At 62.0% G+C, this 19278-nt stretch carries 19 protein-coding genes; 10 read left to right on the top strand and 9 right to left on the bottom strand.

Annotated features, from left to right (window positions below; translation table 11 throughout):
* The first annotated feature begins 35 nt into the window (after nucleotides 1–35).
* On the top strand, nucleotides 36–452 hold the full coding sequence (locus ACVW1C_RS40510) for a hypothetical protein (RefSeq protein ID WP_319335142.1): 417 nt from the start codon (nucleotides 36–38) through the stop codon (nucleotides 450–452).
* 457 nt (nucleotides 453–909) lie between these two features.
* On the opposite strand, the gene ACVW1C_RS40505 is transcribed toward ACVW1C_RS40510, so the two are convergent.
* Nucleotides 910–2466, bottom strand: a complete 1557-nt coding sequence (locus tag ACVW1C_RS40505) for an ISL3 family transposase (RefSeq protein WP_028132974.1) — start codon at nucleotides 2464–2466, stop codon at nucleotides 910–912.
* A gap of 820 nt (nucleotides 2467–3286) precedes the next feature.
* Between ACVW1C_RS40505 and ACVW1C_RS40500 the strand changes: the two genes are divergently transcribed.
* The 6 genes from ACVW1C_RS40500 (at nucleotide 3287) to qatD (ending at nucleotide 9235) form a co-directional block, all read left to right on the top strand.
* Nucleotides 3287–3628 (top strand): nucleotidyltransferase domain-containing protein, encoded by a 342-nt coding sequence (locus ACVW1C_RS40500; RefSeq protein WP_049819828.1) that lies wholly within the window; start codon nucleotides 3287–3289, stop codon nucleotides 3626–3628.
* The gene (locus ACVW1C_RS40495) at nucleotides 3618–4088 is read left to right on the top strand and encodes a HEPN domain-containing protein (RefSeq protein ID WP_028132975.1); all 471 of its coding nucleotides are present in this window, start codon (nucleotides 3618–3620) and stop codon (nucleotides 4086–4088) included. The genes ACVW1C_RS40500 and ACVW1C_RS40495 overlap by 11 nt, the downstream gene beginning before the upstream one ends.
* 402 nt (nucleotides 4089–4490) lie before the next feature.
* Nucleotides 4491–6371, top strand: a complete 1881-nt coding sequence (locus tag ACVW1C_RS40490; RefSeq protein WP_028132976.1) for a KAP family P-loop NTPase fold protein — start codon at nucleotides 4491–4493, stop codon at nucleotides 6369–6371.
* Nucleotides 6352–7221, top strand: a complete 870-nt coding sequence (gene qatB / locus ACVW1C_RS40485) for a Qat anti-phage system associated protein QatB (protein WP_028132977.1) — start codon at nucleotides 6352–6354, stop codon at nucleotides 7219–7221. Before ACVW1C_RS40490 ends, qatB begins: the two co-directional genes overlap by 20 nt.
* The gene (qatC, locus tag ACVW1C_RS40480; RefSeq protein WP_028132978.1) at nucleotides 7218–8492 is read left to right on the top strand and encodes a Qat anti-phage system QueC-like protein QatC; all 1275 of its coding nucleotides are present in this window, start codon (nucleotides 7218–7220) and stop codon (nucleotides 8490–8492) included. The genes qatB and qatC overlap by 4 nt, the downstream gene beginning before the upstream one ends.
* Nucleotides 8489–9235, top strand: coding sequence for a Qat anti-phage system TatD family nuclease QatD (gene qatD / locus ACVW1C_RS40475; protein WP_028132979.1), 747 nt, complete (start codon nucleotides 8489–8491; stop codon nucleotides 9233–9235). The genes qatC and qatD overlap by 4 nt, the downstream gene beginning before the upstream one ends.
* A 187-nt stretch (nucleotides 9236–9422) precedes the next feature.
* On the opposite strand, the gene ACVW1C_RS40470 is transcribed toward qatD, so the two are convergent.
* The 5 genes from ACVW1C_RS40470 to ACVW1C_RS40450 form a co-directional block, all read right to left on the bottom strand.
* Nucleotides 9423–9557, bottom strand: a complete 135-nt coding sequence (locus ACVW1C_RS40470; RefSeq protein WP_283805916.1) for a hypothetical protein — start codon at nucleotides 9555–9557, stop codon at nucleotides 9423–9425.
* Nucleotides 9558–10931: 1374 nt separating this feature from the next.
* A complete protein-coding gene (locus ACVW1C_RS40465) occupies nucleotides 10932–12821 on the bottom strand; it encodes a cytochrome c/FTR1 family iron permease (RefSeq protein ID WP_028132980.1) in 1890 nt (629 codons plus the stop codon).
* A 313-nt stretch (nucleotides 12822–13134) separates the two neighbouring features.
* Nucleotides 13135–13410: a hypothetical protein gene (locus ACVW1C_RS40460; RefSeq protein ID WP_028132981.1), complete on the bottom strand. Its 276-nt coding sequence runs from the start codon at nucleotides 13408–13410 to the stop codon at nucleotides 13135–13137.
* The gene (locus tag ACVW1C_RS40455; RefSeq protein ID WP_028132982.1) at nucleotides 13410–14090 is read right to left on the bottom strand and encodes a methyltransferase family protein; all 681 of its coding nucleotides are present in this window, start codon (nucleotides 14088–14090) and stop codon (nucleotides 13410–13412) included. Before ACVW1C_RS40455 ends, ACVW1C_RS40460 begins: the two co-directional genes overlap by 1 nt.
* Nucleotides 14087–14290, bottom strand: coding sequence for a DUF2933 domain-containing protein (locus ACVW1C_RS40450; RefSeq protein WP_409907716.1), 204 nt, complete (start codon nucleotides 14288–14290; stop codon nucleotides 14087–14089). Before ACVW1C_RS40450 ends, ACVW1C_RS40455 begins: the two co-directional genes overlap by 4 nt.
* A gap of 336 nt (nucleotides 14291–14626) precedes the next feature.
* Here ACVW1C_RS40450 and ACVW1C_RS40445 point away from each other — a divergent pair, with 336 nt between their 5' ends.
* The 3 genes from ACVW1C_RS40445 (at nucleotide 14627) to ACVW1C_RS40435 (ending at nucleotide 17145) form a co-directional block, all read left to right on the top strand.
* Nucleotides 14627–14878, top strand: coding sequence for a hypothetical protein (locus ACVW1C_RS40445; protein ID WP_080672070.1), 252 nt, complete (start codon nucleotides 14627–14629; stop codon nucleotides 14876–14878).
* 220 nt (nucleotides 14879–15098) lie between these two features.
* Nucleotides 15099–15791, top strand: coding sequence for a helix-turn-helix domain-containing protein (locus ACVW1C_RS40440; RefSeq protein WP_319335139.1), 693 nt, complete (start codon nucleotides 15099–15101; stop codon nucleotides 15789–15791).
* Nucleotides 15792–15942: 151 nt separating this feature from the next.
* Nucleotides 15943–17145 (top strand): acyltransferase family protein, encoded by a 1203-nt coding sequence (locus tag ACVW1C_RS40435; RefSeq protein ID WP_080672071.1) that lies wholly within the window; start codon nucleotides 15943–15945, stop codon nucleotides 17143–17145.
* Nucleotides 17146–17412: 267 nt separating this feature from the next.
* On the opposite strand, the gene ACVW1C_RS40430 is transcribed toward ACVW1C_RS40435, so the two are convergent.
* From ACVW1C_RS40430 to ACVW1C_RS40420, 3 genes are all read right to left on the bottom strand, one after another.
* Nucleotides 17413–17922 carry an RNA polymerase sigma factor gene (locus ACVW1C_RS40430; protein ID WP_245269293.1) on the bottom strand — a complete coding sequence of 170 codons (510 nt, stop codon included), beginning with the start codon at nucleotides 17920–17922 and terminating at the stop codon, nucleotides 17413–17415.
* A 493-nt stretch (nucleotides 17923–18415) separates the two neighbouring features.
* Complete coding sequence (locus ACVW1C_RS40425; protein WP_028132987.1) at nucleotides 18416–18721, bottom strand: copper-binding protein; 306 nt, start codon at nucleotides 18719–18721, stop codon at nucleotides 18416–18418.
* A 33-nt stretch (nucleotides 18722–18754) separates the two neighbouring features.
* Nucleotides 18755–19234: a cupredoxin domain-containing protein gene (locus ACVW1C_RS40420; protein ID WP_028132988.1), complete on the bottom strand. Its 480-nt coding sequence runs from the start codon at nucleotides 19232–19234 to the stop codon at nucleotides 18755–18757.
* Nucleotides 19235–19278 lie beyond the last annotated feature (44 nt).

Below are 19278 nucleotides of genomic sequence, written 5' to 3'. Positions count from 1 at the left end.
AAGTAAGTTCGCGCAAGCCGCGTACGGGTGGGGCAGTGAACTTCCAGGTGGCGGTTCTCAAGGTGCTGGTCAGCTATCCGGACGGGTTCGCCGTCATGGAGGATATCAAGCGCGATATGGCGATTCTGGCGACCAGCGGACGGGATTGGTCCGAACGGACGAAGCGATTGGCAGCCCGCGTGCCTGACCTGGATATCTTCTCCCAAAGTCTGATCGAGCGGCTGAATGGCGGCTGGCGTATCACTAACAAGGGACGCGCGGTTCTCGAGATCATGGAGGCGCGGCCCGCACCCGTCCAAACAACGGAGCTGCCTGACGTCCGCGCGGTCGAGGAGCCGACGCCAGCCACGACTCTGTCACCGATGCCTTCGATAGTGCCAGTTCGGCGCATGCGGAAACGAAGCCGACGCCAGCGCGATGCTATCCGGCGAAGACAAGCGGCTGCGTCGTAACAAACCGGGCTAACCAGCGAATTTCAGCGTTCGGATAATAAGAAATTATTCCATAATCTATGTTATGCGAATACGAATTCATTAATATTTTCAATTACATGTTCATCATCGATGTCGTACACACGTGATTTTGGCACGGCCGTGTTTCGAGTTTGGCACGGGGTTCGATTGATTAGACAGAGCTTTTGGGATTCGCTGTCTTCCCTGTTGGCCTGGACACTATCTCAAAACGAGACTGAAATTTGGCACGCGGCTGGGCTGTCTAACCGATCCCTCGGGCCTAGCAGAGACGCCTCTGCAGCTGTGCGTCGCCGACGGCGCTCGGCCTTGTTGGTCGCTATCGCGCGGTCAGCTACCGTGCGATAGCGGCAAGGCTCGGACCTGTCAATCGGCTCCCAAATTTGACCCTTCATCGGCGTCCAATTTTGGCTCTGACGCAATCTTGGTGCAGCTCCTTTCATTCTGCGCCGACTAACCGGGCTTGGAGCAGATCGATCTTCCCGCGGCCATACATTTGGCGCCTGACGAGCTTGAGGCGCGTAATCTGTCCTTCGGTTTGTCCGTTCGACCAGGGCGACGTGATTGCGGCTCGGACTGCCGCTTGGTCTCTCCCGACGCCGCTCGCGAACGAGGCGACGAGACTGGCGCGGGCACGCTCGATCCAAGGAGCGAGGCCCGCCTCGGTCTTACGGCGGATCATCAGGTGGAATTCGGCGATGATCTCGCGTGCCTCGACCAGAGTTGGCACGCCAGCTTCGATCGCCGCGACCGTGACGGTCTCCGCTTTGGTGAGCAGGTCCCGTCCGATTGTCATGAGGCGAGCGATCGTTCTGGCCGACGGAATCCTCTGAAGGTTTTGTGTGTCGGTCCTTTCCGCTCGTCGTCTGCGGGTTGCCCACTCGCTGATGACACGGAGCGAGCCTCGGAAGCCACGCCCTTTCAAACGGCGCCAAAGTTCAGCACCGTTGCGGCAGCCAGACGCCCACTGCTCGTCCAGCCATGGCAAGTGCACATCCAACGAACTTTGTCGGGTTCGGAACACGTCGTGACGTTCGCCGCGGACCACCTGTCGCACCAGCTTCCTGCTGTGGCCGGTCTGACGCACGATCTGCTTGATAGGTATGCCATTCTTCGACAGAGCCAGGATGACCGCGTTGGTCTCCTCGCGGCGCAGATAGCCCTCATACTGGAGGCGCTCAGCGGCGGTGAGTAGCTTGGGATCGATCGTGGTCGCACCGAGGACGGTGCGTATCTGGCGCATCGATTTGCGGACGGCATCGAGGAAGGCGCGACTGGCGTTCTCCATCAGATGCCAACGGTCGGCGACCTGTACTGCGTGCGGCAGGGCCTTGGCCGCGGCTTCGCCATATCCGCCGCCGCGGTCACGGGCGACGATTGCGATCGAGGGATGAGCAGCGAGCCAGGCTTGGGCCGTCGCCGGCTCACGATCCGGCAACAAAGTGACGACCCTGCGCCTTTCCAGGTTGCAGACGATGCTGGCGTATCGGTGATTGCGCCGCCAGGCCCAGTCATCAATGCCGATGACCCTGAGCGGGTCAGCTGGGGGACGGCTACGGTGCCGAACCACCCGAAGAAGGGTATCTTTGCTCACCGGCAGCATCAGCCGCTTTGCGAAGACTGCTGCCGGTCTACCCCCAAGCGCCAAGCCAAGGTGGTGAACGATGGACTCCAGCCTCGCGGTGCGGCGCGCCGAAGGCGCCAGTACGCCTTCGCCGAAGCGCTCAGTGAAGATCTGACGCCCGCACAGAACCGCGTCGCAGCGAAAACGGCGGGCGATTACCAGGAGCTGGACGATCCGACCCGAGAGCGGCAGATCGGTCACGCGGCGCCGGTAGCGGCTATGGACACGCCGCGAAACCGTTCCGCACGATGGACACAGGCCGACGCTGCCGGACGCCCGAACCACAACGATCGCCTTATTACCCTCGTAGTAAGCACTCTCTACAACAAACCCACGCGGCACCAAACTGGAGCGGTGGAGTGCCTGCTGCATGGCGCTGATTCTCCTCCAATCAAAGCGCCAGACATCCTCCAAACTGCATCAAAAGTGAGTCAGAGCCAAAATTGGACGCCGATGAAGGGTCAAATTTGGGAGCCGATTGACACTCCGGCGAAGGACTTCTGAGCTCGCCGCACGTGTACGGACGTTCGACCATCGTCGTGAAAGTCTCCGTCCGCTGAACCGTAATCCGCTCCGTCTCCGGCAGATGAGGCTTGATTACGGGTTGAGGAAGCGCAGTTTCGATGCGAACCTGGATGTTGGGGTCGACGGCTTGCCCGAATGCCGGGGAGCCCGCAAACGACAATATGCCGATGACCAGAAAACGACCCGCTCTCGCACGCATGGCGCCCCTCACGCTGTTTTGGGTGGGATATCTTGCGCGTCGGTATTGGTCGCCGTTACCGATGGCCGCTGCGGCCATCCTCCTCGGATTCGAAGGCCCGGTGCTATATGCCCAGCCGTCCGGAGTAGACCCGAATATCGGAGCGAGGATCGAACAATCCCTGCCCAGTCCGGCCGATCGGCTCCTCAATACCCCGTCTCAAAATGCGCCCACCGCGTCCCCGAAATCCAAAATCAAAAGGTTCTATCCCAAAAACAGCCATCGGCATGGACGATGATCCGCCTTCGGATAACCTCCTCGGCAAAGCAAATGTAATGCCGGAACCAACGAAGATTAGCGAGGTGGGGAGCAAACACAACCCTAGCGGGCGCGTTTTCATCAATTTTTAACGCAAGCGAGCCGGCGTTGACTCTCGCCTGACCGAGGCATAGTTGCTTTGGTGGTTGTCCTTAAAATCGTTGTCAGACCATGAAGCGGCCGCTCGACCGTCCAGTCAGACTAACGCCAATTCAGCTTGCCCCCCTGGTGAGCGCGGTTCGTGCGACATTTAAACCCGCCGAAATATGGTTGTTCGGAAGTCGAGCGAGAGGGGACTCCCGTCCCGATAGCGACTGGGATCTTCTCGTCGTCCTGCCGGACAACGCGCCGGACGAACTGACCGACCCTGTAGAGACTTGGCGGATCGCGCGCAGCACCTGCCTACCGGTGACGCTGCTCGCAACGAAAGTTCGCGACTTAGAGGCGATCTGGGGGATACCGAATACGATCGGGTACGATCTTTCTCGGGAAGGTGTGCGCCTTGTCGACTGAGCTTGTGATAGCCACCAGCCTGCGCCTGGCGAAGGCCAACCTGGACGCCTTTAAGCTGTTGTTGGAAGGCTCGAACCGCAATGCGGCCTACCATGCGGAACAAGCGCTGGAACATATCATCTCAGCCATCGCCATATCCGAAAACATCCACTATCCGCGGAGTCAGCAGCACCAACTAGATACGATGGCCCGCGCGCTTCCTGAAGACAACGCGTTGCGATCCGATGTCATCGAGCTCTCTTGGCTAGAAGCCTACGCGACGGCCTATCGGTACCCGCGAACTAAGGGCACGATGGTCGATGAACCACCGCATTCTAGGCTCGAACCAACGTTGAATCAGATCGGACTTATACTCCAGAAGACCGCAGAGCATTTTGGTGTCGACCTCGATGCGAGGAACGCACCGGCTCACCGTGCCGATCCGCCTCGGACGCCGATTCCGCCGCACGGCATCAAATAGATTCTTCCCTCGCGGGCGTCTTCTTCGCGCATCCGGTCGGTAGTCAAGACGTCGGAGCCGCAGCTCCGTATAGGAATAGCACTCGCCGGACGGCCGAAATGGCGAGATGTCGACGGCGTCATCCGGAATCAGGCCGCGATCATCGGCTACTTCGACGACTTCAAGCTGATGATGATCCTGACGTTGGCCGCCGCGCCCTCCTCCTGCTTCTTCGCGGCGTTCTGCCGGCCTCTTCCGGAGAGAGGACCGCGGCGATGGAAACTTGAAACACAACAACTATAGGACGTAAGTAAAAGGTCTCGGTTGCATTTACCGATTCCGAAAACGATACCTAACAACGCTGCCGTTGCTCGCAGCGCCGATTATTCGATTTCACCCCTTTAAGCACACGCGAGATTGCCGATGTGGCCCGACAACGAGACCGAACGGGACTTCCTGAACTTCTCCGGCGTCGCCGAGACCGTGGCCGAGATCATCGTCCAGGCCAAGGGCCGCCCGATCTCGATCGGCGTGTCGGGCGCCTGGGGCATCGGTAAGTCCTCGATGATCAAGCTGACCCGCTCCGCCATCGCCGCCAGGGAGAACGAGAGCGGGAAGAAGGCGTCCGACAAGTACGTCTTCGTCGAGTTCAACGCCTGGCTCTATCAGGGGTACGACGATGCGCGCGCCGCGTTGATGGACGTGATCGCCGACAAGCTTGCGAAGGAAGCGGACAGCCGACAGACGGCCCTTGACAAGGTCGCAGCTCTCGCCAAGCGGGTGAAATGGCTCCGGGCGGCGAAGCTCGCCGCGACCTCGGCCGCCTCGATCTACCTCGGGGTGCCTCCGGTCGGGGCCTTCGGCGAGATATTCGAGCTCGGCAGGAAGGTCTGGGCCGAGGGCGTTGGGAAGGAAACCGGCGACGCCACCAAGAAGGCCGTGACGGACGCGGCGAAGGAAGCCGGCGAACTGCTGAAGCCGAAGGAGGAAACGTCCCCGCCGAAGGAGATCCAGGCGTTGCGCGACGCGTTCGAGCAGACGCTCGACGAGCTCGGGATCACGTTGGTCGTGTTGATCGACGATCTCGACCGGTGCCTGCCGGAAACCACGATCTCGACGCTGGAAGCGATCCGCCTGTTTCTCTTCCTCAAGAACACCGCCTTTGTGATCGCTGCCGACAACGACATGATCAAGCACGCCGTGCGGAAGCACTTCGTCGGCGTCAGCGACGACCTTCTGGTCACCAACTACTTCGACAAACTCATCCAGGTCCCCATCCGGGTGCCGCAGCTCGGCACCCAGGAGGTCCGCGCCTACATGATGCTGCTGTTCGTGGACAACAGCGAGTTGTCCGACGACGACAAGGAGAAGATCCGTGCCGCCATGATCGATCAGCTTAAGCGGACGTGGCAGGGAAAGAAGGTCGATCGGGCCTTCGTCCAGTCGCTCGGCGTGAAGCTGCCCGAGCATCTCGTCGGCCAGTTCGACACGGCCGAAAGGCTCGCCTCGCTCATGACGACAGCGTCGGGAATTCTGGGAAATCCGCGGCTGATCAAGCGCTTCCTGAACGCGCTCTCGATCCGCATGACGATCTCGAAAGCGCAGGGCGTCGGCGTCGACGAGGCGGTGCTCGCCAAGCTGTTGCTGTTCGAGCGAATCGGCGACACCGCGGCCTATGCGGAACTGGTCAAGCACGTCAGCGCCTCGGGCGAGGGAAAGCCCGCGTTCCTTCAGGAATGGGAAGACGCCGCGACGGCCGGCCGCGATCTCGATCTGAAGGCTCCGTGGAACGCTCCCTTCGTGAAGGAATGGCTGGCGCTATCGCCGCCACTTCACGACCACGACCTGCGCGGCGCGCTCTACGTCGGCCGCGAGCAGGCGCCGCTGATCACGCCCGAAGACCGCCTGTCCTCGGAGGCGGCCGAGTTGCTCTCCGCGCTGCTCGAGCATCCCGACATGGCCCACCAGCTCAAGGACAGGTTGACCCGGGTCTCGCGCATCGAGATCACCGTGATGATGGACCGCTTGCTCGAGCGCGCCAGAAAGGAACAGGATTGGGGCGTCCCGCCGATCCTCAACGCCTGCATCGTTCTCGCCGATGCCGACCCGCCGCAGGGAGCGCGGCTCGCCGCGTTTCTCGCGGACCGCCCTCCGCAGCAGATCCAACCGAACATCATTCCGAAGATCGGCGACCGCCCGTGGTCGGGAAGCGTGCTCGATGCTTGGAATTCATCGCCTGACGTTTCGCGCCCGGTGAAGACGGCGATTAGAAAGACGAGAGAGCATGGGAACGTCGCAGTCTAGTGACGGCCCCGGTCCTGGCGTGCCCTTGGTTCCTCCTTGGACGCCGGCTGCACCGCAGGATCCCGTACCTCCCGCGCCCCCGCCCGGAGCTCCGGACGTCCCGCCGGGCATTCCTCCGACCGATGGCGTCCCGCCCGCGCCTCCCGCAGCGCCGCCGCCAGTTCTGCAGCCGGCGCCGCTGGCACCCGAACGACGGTTCGGCGGCGTCCGAACGAGCCTGGGCAACTTCGCACGATCCGGAGACGGCCGCGACCTCAGGCGCGGACTCGGACATTACGTCCGGAACGGCTACGGAGGGTCGAATTTCGCAACGCAGCGGTTCGGCGGCACTGCCCAGACGGCGGGATCGCTCGGCCACGCCCTCTATTCCACCGCGCAGGGCAATGCGGACGCTCCCGTCGATGCGGCTGCGCTCGCCGGGCGCTCCACCGAGGAGATCGCGAGCGCGATCATCGAAGCGGTCAGACCCATCGACGGGACGCAGGACGCGGAAGCCGAACGCGCGTCGATCCACGACGCGATGTCCGAATTGCTGACCCAATACCCGGACGCCGACCTCCTCGACCTGTCCGCCCCCGAACGCGAGTTCGTCATCGAGAAGTTCACGGCGATCGACGTGGCGCGACGCTTCGAGCTGGATGTCGGCAAGACGTTGCTCGAGAGGGCGCCAACCGCGACCGTCGCGCTGGCTCGACTGAAACAAATGCGGTCATACATCGCCGAGACTGTGGCCGCCTCCTTCCGCAAGCTCAAGGAACAGGGACGCACGCTCACGGCCGGACGCGTCGCGCGCGTCGTCCAGGCCGCGCTGCGCGAGACGTTCGAGGTCTTCGAGGGGTACGAAGAGTGAAATTGCTTTGCGCACCGGCCGAGGTCCGTCGGCTCAAGGAAAGAGACACGCTCAGGGTCGTTCTCTACGGCCAGGCGGGGGCCGATGATCGCGGCAGCGCCGGTGCCGCCGTGCGCAACGAGATTCGCAGGGCGCGTCTGGCCCCGAACCGCAGGGCCTGGGATCTGCTATCCATCGCGATGTCCGTCATGGCGGCCGATGCGGCGGGGCGACGAAGCCTAAGTCCGGATGGCTGGACACGCGAGTTCGAGATGGAAGTCGCGGTCGCCGAACCGGCGTTCTGGAACGGGACGGCGGACCTCCTCGCCGACGCGCTGTCGTTTCTCACGACCGACCGATGGCAATTCCGCTTCATCGCCGGCGGCGCGGCACCGCAGCCGCCAGCCGAGGTATTTCGGCCGCCCGAAGGCTGCGTCGTACTCCTGTCGGGCGGGCTCGACAGTCTAAGCGGCGCCATCGACCTTGCAGCGTCCGGCGAGCGACCCGTCGCGATCAGCAAGACTGTCCGGGGCGATGCCGAAAAGCAGCTTGGGTTCGCTTCGTCGATCGGCGGTGGTTTGCGGCATTTTCAGTTGAACGACAACGCGGCCGTCCCGGGCACCGAAGATACTTCTCAAAGGGCGCGCTCGATCATCTTTCTTGCCTTCGGCGTCCTCGTCGCAACTGCGCTCAAGCCATACCGTCCCGGCGGCAGCTTGCCACTCTACGTCTGCGAAAACGGCTTCATCGCCATCAACCCGCCGCTGACGGGAAGCCGCATCGGCAGTTTGAGCACCCGTACGGTACATCCCTACTTCCTCGCGAGGTTTCAGGACGTTCTCGACGCCGCGAAACTGGGCGTGAGTATCCGCACTCCGTATGCCGAGAAGACGAAGGGCGAGATGCTGAAGGAGTGCGCGGACCAGGACCTGCTGCGCGCGTTGGCGTCGAGCTCGACGAGTTGCGGCCGCTTTCAGCGCTACAACTATCACCATTGCGGGCGGTGCGTCCCATGTCAGGTCCGCAGAGCGGCTTTCCTTGCGTGGGGCGAAGAGGATCCGACCGACTACGTCTATGAACATCTTGGTCGCGACGATCCGGATCACGCTGGCTTCGACGACGTCCGCTCGGTCGGCATGGCGCTGGCAGCCGCGAAGGGCGCGGGGTTCGACGACTGGCTTGGCGGAGCCCTTTCGTGGCCGGGTATCGAGGAGCGCGACGTGCTGAAGGATATGCTACGCCGGGGGCTTGGCGAACTCGGCGCCTTGCATGCAAAATACGGTGTCAAGTGATCGACCTGCACGCCCATCTCGACCTCTATCCCGATCCGGTCGCGACAACGAACGAGTGCATCGAGCGCAGCCTGTTCGTCCTGTCGGTGACGACGACGCCCTCGGCCTGGTCGGGAACGGCGGCACTGGCGAAGGACGCAGCGCGCATCCGTACGGCGATCGGGCTGCATCCTCAGATCGCGCAGGAACGCCGGGGCGAGCTCGGGCTCTTCGAGGAACTGCTCCCGCGATCGCGGTACGTCGGAGAGATCGGACTGGACGGCGGACCCGAGCTCAAGACAACGTGGGACATCCAGCTCAGCGTGTTCGCCGAGATCCTGCGCATGTGTCACGTCGCCGGCGGCCGCGTTATGACGATCCACAGCCGGCGCGCGGCCACGCCCGTTCTCGACGCCCTAGCTTCCGAGGCCGACGCCGGCGTGGCCGTCCTTCACTGGTTCTCCGGATCGCGACGCGAGCTTCAACGCGCGATCGATCAGGGATGCTGGTTCAGCGTGGGGCCCGCGATGCTCGCCGGCGAGAGAGGACGCGCGATGACCACGCTGATGCCTCGCGAACGCATACTTACGGAATCGGACGGGCCATTTGCCCAGATCGACGGCCGCCCTCTCTTCCCGTGGGACGCCGCCGCCGCCGAGACAACGCTGGCCGGCCTCTGGGGCGTCGGGGAGGAAGAGGTACGGGCCCAACTGCTGGCGAACCTGAAACGACTGACCACTCAGGATTCACAACGATCACGGTGACGGGATTGCCCGAATGAACGAGGGCTGGGTTCACCCGGCGATCGAAGCGCCGCGAAGGTCAACGAGAACTGTCAAATTCGCGATCAAGAGGTCTGGAAGGCGCCGAAGTCGGCTGTCCGTTGAGCGCCCAGACATCTTTCCCGATCGACGACCCCCGTCCCAACAACGACCCGCCGCCGTCCAGCGGCTAATGGCGTCCGTTGGAAACGGCGGCGGTGAGAGGTTCGCGGGAAACCTGAAAGTCGCCTTCGCCGCTGAATTTCTTCCGCATCATGCGCAGCAGCGAGCGCCCCTGCCGCTCGGTCACCGGATAGGCGGTCATCGGTTCCGGATCCTCCGGGAAGCTTGGGCCAACGACTTTGCGGACCGCTTGGATGCTCAAGCTGGCGCTCGCGCCCTCGAACAGAAGTTCATCGGTTGCGGGATGCCATACGCAAACGACTATTGCTAACATTGCGAGAGCTCTTTCTTGAAGGCCTGCCGTTTGTCGTACGTCTGCATGCTACTGGGGACACGGCCGTCCCTCCCCCTAGTTGGAGATTTCAAACGCGGATGAAAATGGCGCAAAAGATCGTCGTAGGCATCTAAAGATGCGTTGACAGCGTGGGGTCGGCGAGTCGCTTGGACGTGTCACTCGCCGCAGGGGCAGCGAGCCGACCAAGCCTCGGGACTGCCGGATAAGGCCTTTACAATTGGCAAGCGGCGGCAAGACCGCGACTCGACGCAACGCCGACGGACGCAACACTCGCGTCGGCTGGATTTGACATCCGGTCGGCCCTTCCGGAGCTATGTGAAGCTAAGCCGTCTTGCGTTCCCCATGGGCTCTTCAAAGACGCGTCGCGGATGTCCGGTCGTGAGCAGGCCAATAGGTTAGGGGGGTGACCCGAGAGGCCCATCCCATGGCTGCCGCCCCTGGGACCCCCGTTTCCGCCGACGACAGGGGCATCGGGCAGCGCCTCGGTATCTCCAGCCACAAATCGCTATAAGCCCGCTGGGGCAGACGGGTGGACCGGCAGGGCGGCATCCGCCCCCCGGCTCTCGCGCAGCAGGATCGTCGCGGCTGCCCCGAGGAAGGTCTACAACGAGCTCGTCGCATCCGGAGTCAGCGCCGTTTGGAGGAGGTATTAAAATACCTAATTTCGATCGGATCCAGTTTTCTGAATCCTATCCTCGGAGTTCTCTAATTAGTCCGGGGAGTAGCGGCGGATCTGCTACTTTAAGGCCATCGCTAAGGCCCTAATAAAGCAATCTTAACTAGCTTCTAGCACTAAATAAAAGAAAGCTACTTTTCTTTATTAGGAACTCTGCCGGTCCTGACCGCCAGGGCGGATCTCGAGTCCCGCGTGGAGCGCAAGCTGTACGCGGCGCTGCGCGGCGGGCGCGTATTCAAGGGCGATCTCGCGGTCTCCTACCAGCGGTTCGGCATATCGACGAAGACGCTGGACGTCTTGCGTTCCCCAGGAGCTCTTCAAAGACGCGTCGCGGTTTCCGGTCGTGAGCAGGCCAATAGGTCAGGCGGTAACCCGAGAGGCCCATCCCATGGCCGCCGACCCTAGGACCCCCGTTTCCGCCGACGACAGGGGCATCGGGCAGTGCCTCGGGTATCTCCGGCCACAAATCGCTAGAAGTCCGCTGTGGCAGACGGGTGCACCGGCAGAGCGGCATCCGCCTCCCCGGCTCCCATTTTCGAGCCAACCTAGGTCCTGCGGCGGTTGAGTGCGAAGCCGGCAGCTAGGGCGGCTATCATCGCGATCTGGGCCGCAACGGTCTGCGCGGTGGGAAAAAGACCTACCATCGACAGACGGGGTACTGCGCGCAGCGGCGCGATGCCGATGATGCCGGCCTCCTGCAGCGCGGATACACCCTTGCCGGCGAGCACGACCGTGAGAACCGCCATGAGCCAGGAGCTGTAGGTGAAGAACTTGCTGATCGGGAGCCGCCTGCTGTAGCGCAGCATCGCCCATGCGATGACCATCAGCGCGATGCAGGCGCTGAGCGCGCCAGCGAGGATCGCACCGCCGTTCCCCTGATGCCAGAGCGCGGCGTAGAACAGGATGGTCTCGAACACCTCCCGATAGACGACGACGAACGCGAGGACTAACAGAAACCAGGCCGAGCCGCCGGACAGCGCCTTCGACATCCTTTCGCGGATATACCGCTGCCACTGATCCGCCTGCGCCTTGCCGTGCATCCAGATGCCGACCGACAGCAGCACCACCGCCGCGAAGATCGACCCGAACCCTTCGGTCAATTCGCGGCTCGCGCCGCTGATCCCGATCACCCAGGTCGCGACGACCCAGGTGAGGAAGCCTGCGACGAGCGCGCCGATCCAGCCCGCGTGCACGTACGGCATGACTTCCATCCGTTCGGCTTTGCGGAGAAAGGCGATCATGGCGACCACGATGAGGAGCGCTTCGAGACCCTCGCGCAGCAGGATCGTCGCGGCCCCGAGGAAGGTCGACAACGAGCTCGTCGCATCCGGAGACAACGCCGCCTGCGCGTCGTCGAGGAGACCGTCCAGAACCCGAACGCGATCCGAGAGCAGGTCTGCGGTCTCACTCTGCACGGCCGCGCGATACTCCCCCATCAGTCCTTCGATCCGCTCCATCAGCGTGCGGTCGCTTGCGGTCAGCGCCGGCTCGATCGGCTCGAAGCCGTCCAGATAGGCGGATAATGCGAGCTCGCCAGCGCGTTTGCGATCCCCCGCCCGGACAGCCTCGACGCTCTCCGTCAAGCGTGTCCGGACAAGCGATAGCGCCCCATCCTGCTGCGCGACGGCCGCCGGATGGCGGCGCAGGTACGCGATGAGGGCGTCGGCTTTGTCCTGCCCGATCTTGGCGGCGAGCGCCGCGGGCATCGTTCCGATCAGCGTCTTCAGGTCAGGAAGAAGCCGATGAAGTGACGCATCCCTCTTCCAGAGGCGTTCGCCTTCCACCGCGGGGGCGTCCGGAAAGGCAAACTGGCCGACGTAGAACGCCAGCGCCCAGCGCTCATCGACCGGCAGTCCTTCGAAGCTCGCCATCGCCGTTCCGTCCAGCCCTTGCGTAATGACCTGATAGAGTCCGAACACGCTGCGCTGACGGGCACGGTCGGCATCCGTGAAGTCGACGGGAGGGGTATCCAGCTTGGCGGCCTCCGGGCCGTGACCGTCGCCGGCCTCTCCGTGGCAGGCTGCACAGTTCTGGACGTACAGCGTCGCAGCGCGCGCGAGATCAGGAGCTTTTGCCGGCGCAAGCGGCACGGGATAGGCCGCAAGGAGCGCGGCCGCCAAGCGGTGCGCGATCTCGGCAACCTGTTCGGGCTCGGCCTTTTCGGCGATCGCGCGCTTCAGTCTATCGGCTTCGCCGAGGAGCGTCTCCTTCTCGGGCTTCGGCGGGAGCGCCTGCAGCTTTTCGGCAACTGTAGCGGCAAACTCTTTCTGCTCCGCATATTCCGAAGGGCTGGACACCTGTCCGTGCGCCACCGCGCCTGCATAGTCGACCGCGATGTAGTCGAGCAGACGCCAGGTCGTCTCGACGTCGCCGGTTTCGGCCCTGGCCGCACCCAAGAGCACGAAAGCGACCACGGCGAAGAATGCGAAACGCAACGGTCCGGCTTTCACAACGATGCCTAATGAATCAATGGGGATAAGTTGGTACCGTCCGGGTACCGGCCGCTCAATTGGAGTTGCTCTAATCTGCTTGCAGATCACCTTTTGTTGAGAAGCCCCGACGCGTCCTCCGCGCGCCGCTGCGGCAACGAAGGGCGAGCATCATCATGGTGGTGTCGGTGGTGTCGTCGCCCACCTGTACGGCGTCGCCCCGAGGTGACCGCGAACGCCGATCGCTTAAAACCCCGCTATGCCCCGCCCGCGACAGGTTCCGGCGTTGGATCTGGTCACCCCTCTCTGCCGGAGGGTTTCAATCGCAGGGAAATTCGCGGGGAGTTCTCTCGAGGCTTGCGTTTACCTCTATCTCGGCCTGCCGGAAGAGTTCGTCCAGCGCCTTGCCTCCTTCCGCTACCGCTTGGTTCGAGGGGATACGGTCGCTTTGCGCGGCTTGAAGTGGCCCCCGCATGGAATCCCGGACCCTGTGGAGCCAAGTCACGGGACTGCTGTTTTCCAACGCGCGATCGACGAGCTGGCTGCGTATGATGCATTCGAGCGCAAGAATGCGCCCTTCCTTCAGTGCGTCCATCAAACTCCCCCGTGTCGGTAGCCGTCAGAAGAGTTCCGCCCGATGACACGACCTATACGCGGGATGAATCCGGGCACCTCGGCCGCGTACTTGTCGTAGCCTTCCCCGAACTGCGCCCTAACCGCACGCTCCTCGCTGCGGGCCAGTTTCACGTACATGGCGGCCAGCACCGGAAACATCGCAAGCGTGAGAATGGTGGGCCACTGGACGAGAAAGCCGAGCATCACAAGAATGAACCCGACGTATTGCGGGTGTCTTACGAAGCCATAGGGGCCGGTCGTGGCCATGCCACGGACCCGCTGCGCTTCGTAGAGCACTTTCCAGGCAGAGGAGATCAGCAGGAAGCCGGCGCCGATCAGGAGAAAACTCAGGATATGGAATGGTCCTGCATGCGGGTGGGCTTTCCAGCCGAACATCATCTCGAGAAGATGGCCGGCGTCGTGCGAGAACCAATCCACGTCGGGGAAGCGAGACTGCAGCCATCCCGACAGGAAGTATATGGTAAGCGGAAAGCCGTACATCTCCACGAACAGCGCGATCAAGAACGCGCTGAAGGCGCCGAACGAACTCCAGTCCTGCGGCGTCTGTGGTTTGAAGAAGGTGTATGCGAACAGGATGAAGATCGCCGAGTTGACGATGACCAGGCTCCATAGGCCGTAGGCGGGCGTCGCTTCGCTCATGACGACCTCGGTCCATCATTGGCGCCGTGTCGATCGTGGTGATGACCGCCATGCATGAAAAAATGCATCAACGGGCAAGCAAGAAGTGGCAGCCAGATCAACACGCCGAGCACGTGAGCCCGGTGCTCGGTGAACAGAAGGGCTCCGGCGACGATCAGGAATCCGAACAGCACTATGCCGGCTCGCGCCTTGACCGACATCCCTTCTCGCGCGCGCTGTTCATGTCCGGCGTAGTCTCTCGAAAGCATCTGCCTGTTCCCCTGACGATCTGAGAACATACGTCAGATGTGTTCTGTGCTTCTTGACCCACATCAACTTCACGTCGTGGTCTCGCCGGTGGGCGTTGTCGCGACATATCCGTACGCGTTTTCCTGAGGGCCTCACCGCGCCGGAAGGCTTGAGGACACGATAAAATTTGCGTCGCGCGAAGGCAAACAATCGATCCTCTTTCTTGATGTGAATCAAGATTCTCACGCGAGATCTGCGGTCTAAGAGCTTCATCTCACTTCACTTGAAAGTACACGGGAGAAGGACTCATGATCCGTCGTCAACTACTCGCCGCCACCATCGCCCTTGGCTTCGCCACGCTGCCCGCGGTCGCACAAACAACGACCTCGGACGAAAAGAACGGCCACCACTACTCCGGTGGACCCAAGACCGAGGTTCCGCATCACATGGGGGCCAAAGAGGACACGGGCCCGAAGGCCGCTTCCGATGGAGGAAGCCACCACTATACGGGTGGCCCGAACTCTCCGACGCCGCATCACATCGGACCAAAGAAGAACTAGCTAGCGCGACAACTCGGCTTCACTACCGCATCCAATTGCCTGCCCGGAAGGAGCTCGCCTTGTAGATTCTTCCGAGCAGCGGGCCGCCGGTAGGCTGGCGTCCCCTGCTCCGTCGAAGTCGTGGCTATTCGATGTGGCGATGAAGGCTCAGTTTGGCGGGATCCGCCTCTCGTCGCCGCGACCCTGCACGTCCCGTAAACTCTCTTCAGCGAGAACGTTCATGCCAGCCCTGATTGCCGACGAGCGGTGTTCCGTCCACTGCTTCGACGACTGCTCTCTCCCCTCCTCCTCGAAGAGCAGAAAATCGGCCGGCGACGAACCGATCGCGCATATGGGGAAGATCGTTCAGTACAAGCGGGGGGCCGAGATATTCGGCCAGGGCCAGCCCGCTCTCTACCTTTATCGCGTGCTGACCGGCGCCGTCAGGACCGTGTGGATATCCAACGGCGGCCGACGGCAAATTCGAGACTTCTACCTGCCAGGTGATTATTTCGGCCTTGAGATGGGAAGCGCGCACTCGCTGTCCGCCTACGCGATCGGCGATACGCAAATAAGGGTCATCAATGTACACACGATCGCCAAATTGACTGGCCGTCGAAAGGACGTCACGCACCAGCTCCTTCAGGTGAAGGACGACGAACTCGTCCGTCTTCAGGATCAGACCCTTCTGCTCAACAAGACGGCTGAAGAACGCATCGCCTGGTTTCTCGTTCGAATGACGGCCCGCAGCGAGACACAGAAATTCATCACGCTGCCGATGCCACGCAAGGACGTCGCCGAGCACCTGGGTCTCACGATCGAGACGGTCTCACGAACGATGAGACAATTGGAAAGCGCAGGCCTGATCAAGTCGCTGAGCCGACGCCGGATCCAAGTCCTGAACGACAAGGCTCTCAGGAAGCTCGTTTCCTGAATTCGGCCGCGCTGCGGCTCATCCGCACAACGACCGCGGAGTAACTGGCCGCACGGAAGTCGAATGCTGTAAGAAATTTCCTCGCACGGCGTCTATCTATCGCGCTCATTTGTTTCCGGTCGACGCACGTCATCGTCGCCCGTCCCTCACGATGGATATCGCCCTGCTTCTCCGAGCCCCGCGGTCGCACGCCGAACCCGAGAACAATCGTGCCATTCGGCAGGTCACAGTGCACAACGCTGCGATCGATCGCGTCCGTGCGTTATTGATGCTACTGGTGCTCCTGCATCACGCCGTCATTCCCTACACCTACTTTGGAGGGACCGACGCTGAGAAGTGGATCGGCTTCGATACGATCGTGCTGGCCAACGACAGTTTCTTCATGGCTATGTTCTTCTTCCTTTCGGGGCTGTTCGTGTGGCCGGGCCTGGCTCACAAGGCAGCTCCGGAGTTTCTGTCTCAACGCTTGGTCAGGCTCGGGCTACCCTTCGTAATCGCCGTCTTCACCATCATTCCCCTCGCCTACTATGCTCTCGAACTGCGGCAGACTCCGGATATCAGCTTTGGCGAATTCTGGTTAAAAACGATCACTGTTGGGCCGTGGCCAAGCGGACCGGTCTGGTTCCTCTGGGTGCTATTGGCGTGCGATGTCGTGGCGTGCGCCCTCAGCCGAGTGGCGCCCCGTTTGTTGGACCCGGTGAACCTGCTATCGGTACGCAGTTACGATCGGCCGCATGAGTTCTTTGCAATCCTGGTGGTCATCACTGGAGCGGCCTATATCCCGTTGCGCGTCTACTTCGGCGCCGGTCATTGGTTTGAGTTCGGCCCGCTTTCCGTACAGGCGAGTCGCGTCTTGCTCTATCCGAGCTACTTCTTCCTCGGTGCCGCCGTCGGCGCGGCCAATTTGGACCGCGGCCTGCTCGGCACGAATGGGCAGCTCCAGAGATCTCGCTTGAGTTGGGCGCTCGCCGCCATCGTTACATATTGCCTGCTGTGGGTCCTGATTTACGTGAAGCGGGAGCACCTCGGCAATCCCGTGTGGCTGCCCGCCTGGTATGAGGTGAGCTACGGCTTTCTGTTTGTCGTCTTTAGCGCAGCGATCATGTTCGCCTTACTCGGTCACTTTCTCAGACTGAACCGATCCGCCTTGCCTCTGCTGGATTCGATCCGACCATATGCATATGGCATGTTCCTGGTGCACTACCCGATCGTGCTCTGGATTCAGTACGGTCTGTTCGACGTGGACCTTGACGCAATTGCCAAAGCGCTCATCACGTTCGTGCTGGCCGTTTTGCTCAGCCTGGCCACGACGGCAGTCTTGCGAGCTCTCCCCGGCGCGCAGCGGGTGCTGTAACCTTCACTTCTACGCATGCAGTCGTCGCGGGATGGCTCACGTCGGCGCAAACGCGGCTGGAGGCCCTGAATCGGGTCAACCACGGCTCCGCACTTGCGATAGACCTTTGGAAGCACTCATGCCACCGTTCTCTCCGACAGGAGCGTGATGGGCTGCCGCGTGTCACCGCGGGCGACCTGCAAGCAACTCCCGATGGACGCCGCGCAATGGACGTAAAGCGCGAAGCGCGGTCCTGCGGTCGGCGCGGAGCGGGATTCAGCACGGGACCTATGGCCGGTCGCAGCGACACGCCCAAAAGCTTTCTTCACGGCAGATCACGCATCTGCTTTCGAGGCGCTCCTTCAACGCCTGACGAGCACGATAAAGGCGCACCGTAAGATTGTTCACCGTTATTCCGAGATCGGCCGCCACCGCCTCCCTCGACTCGCCGCCAAGATCCACTCGTCGGATGACCTCGGCATGTTCCGACTTCAGCGATAGCAAGTGCGCGTAGAGGCATTCGCACGCCAGTTCGACTTCGGTAACTGCCGCAAGTCGATCGCTTAGTTCGGTGGAGAGTGGTGTCTCTCTGATCTTGTGTCGCGATGTCTGCCGGTGAAAATCGGCGATGGTTGTCGCCAAGACCTTGCTGAGCCAACCGCGCACCGACTCCGCATCTCTGACGTCGGCGGACCGCTCGAGCGCCTTCAAGACGAACACCTGCAGCACCTCCTCCGCATCCGCGACCGAGTTGAAGCGCCTCTGAAGATAATTCCGCAGACGATCGTAGCTGTCCACGATCGCCGTCCGAACCGCAGTGCGCGCGGTTGCCGGCGTCCGTACCCCATGCGGGTTCGCAGCGACCAATAAGTTATCGCGCGCCGATTTCATCTCGATCGCCCGGGTGCGACACCTGCGACCGCGTTGTGATCGCCGCATGGACGAGACGCCTCTTGCGCAAGAGATAGCGCGAGCGGAATCCCGATCACGGCGGCTGCAGCCGAAAGGTCGAAGACGACGGAAGCCAGGCCTCGCGACGCGAGATGTCCCGCGGATGATAACTCCTCGGTCTGGCCGAGACCGATTTCGGCCGCCCAACAGTCAAGCGTCGTTGGCACGCGTGGTACAAGTTCGCCTTCGGAGCGTTCCGTCCCAATTCTGAATTCATGCAGTCCCATGGTCCACACCATCGGGGAGAACTTCGTTGCAGGTCCCCGGCCGATATCTCCAGGCCTGATCACACCGCGGTTGCCGTCGGGGCCGATTCACCGATCCGCCCCAACGGCCGCGGTCATTTCGCCTTCTGAAGCTTGGTGATCGTGATGCCACCGGTCTGTCGTTCGACCTCGAACTGGACCTTATCGCCGGCCTTGACCTGCTTGAGCATCGACGGATCGGAGACCCGGAAGACCATGGTCATCTCCTCGTCGTCCATATTCAGGCTCTTTATCGGGCCATGCTTCAGGGTGATCTTGCCGGCGCCCTCGTCGACCTTTTTCACTTCTCCGGTGACGAGGTTCGCTTGCGCGAACGCGGCGACGGGAGCGACCGCGATGGCGACGGCAAACAGTGCGGATCTCACGGATAACTTCAACATCCTACTCTTCCTCTTCTTCTTGCTATGGCCGACTTACTTCACGACGATCTTTCCGATCATGTTGCCCTCGCGGTGACCCGGAATGAGACAGGCGAATTCGAACTCGCCGTCCTTGCTGAATTTCCAGACCAGCTTCGGCGCGAGCCGCTTCGCGTTCGGGTCGTCATGCTCCATGTCCGGATTTTTCCTCATCGCTTCGGCGTGCTTGAGATTCTCCGCGGGGGTCGCGAGTACGAATTCGTGGTCGAGTTCTCCGCTGTTCCGCAGCATGAACTTCACTTGTTCGCCCTTCTTCACCTCGACCCTGTTCGGCACGAAAGCCATCTTGCCGCCGGGCTCGCCCATCGTGATCGGCACGATACGGGCCGGCTTTTTGGGGTCGCCAGGTTCGCCTGCGGAATACGATTGTTCATCGTGTTGATGCCCATCGTGATGACCGGGGCCGGCCAACGTTGCGGTCGAAAGGGACATCGTCATCGCGACTGCGGCGATCACATTGGTGTAGTTCTTCATCGCTTGTCTTCCTTGCTGGGGTTTCATGCTCGGTGTCTTCAGGC

Source organism: Bradyrhizobium sp. USDA 4011, assembly GCF_054063415.1.
Note: the sequence above shows the minus strand (reverse complement) of the source record. Positions and strands in the feature narration are given on the sequence as shown.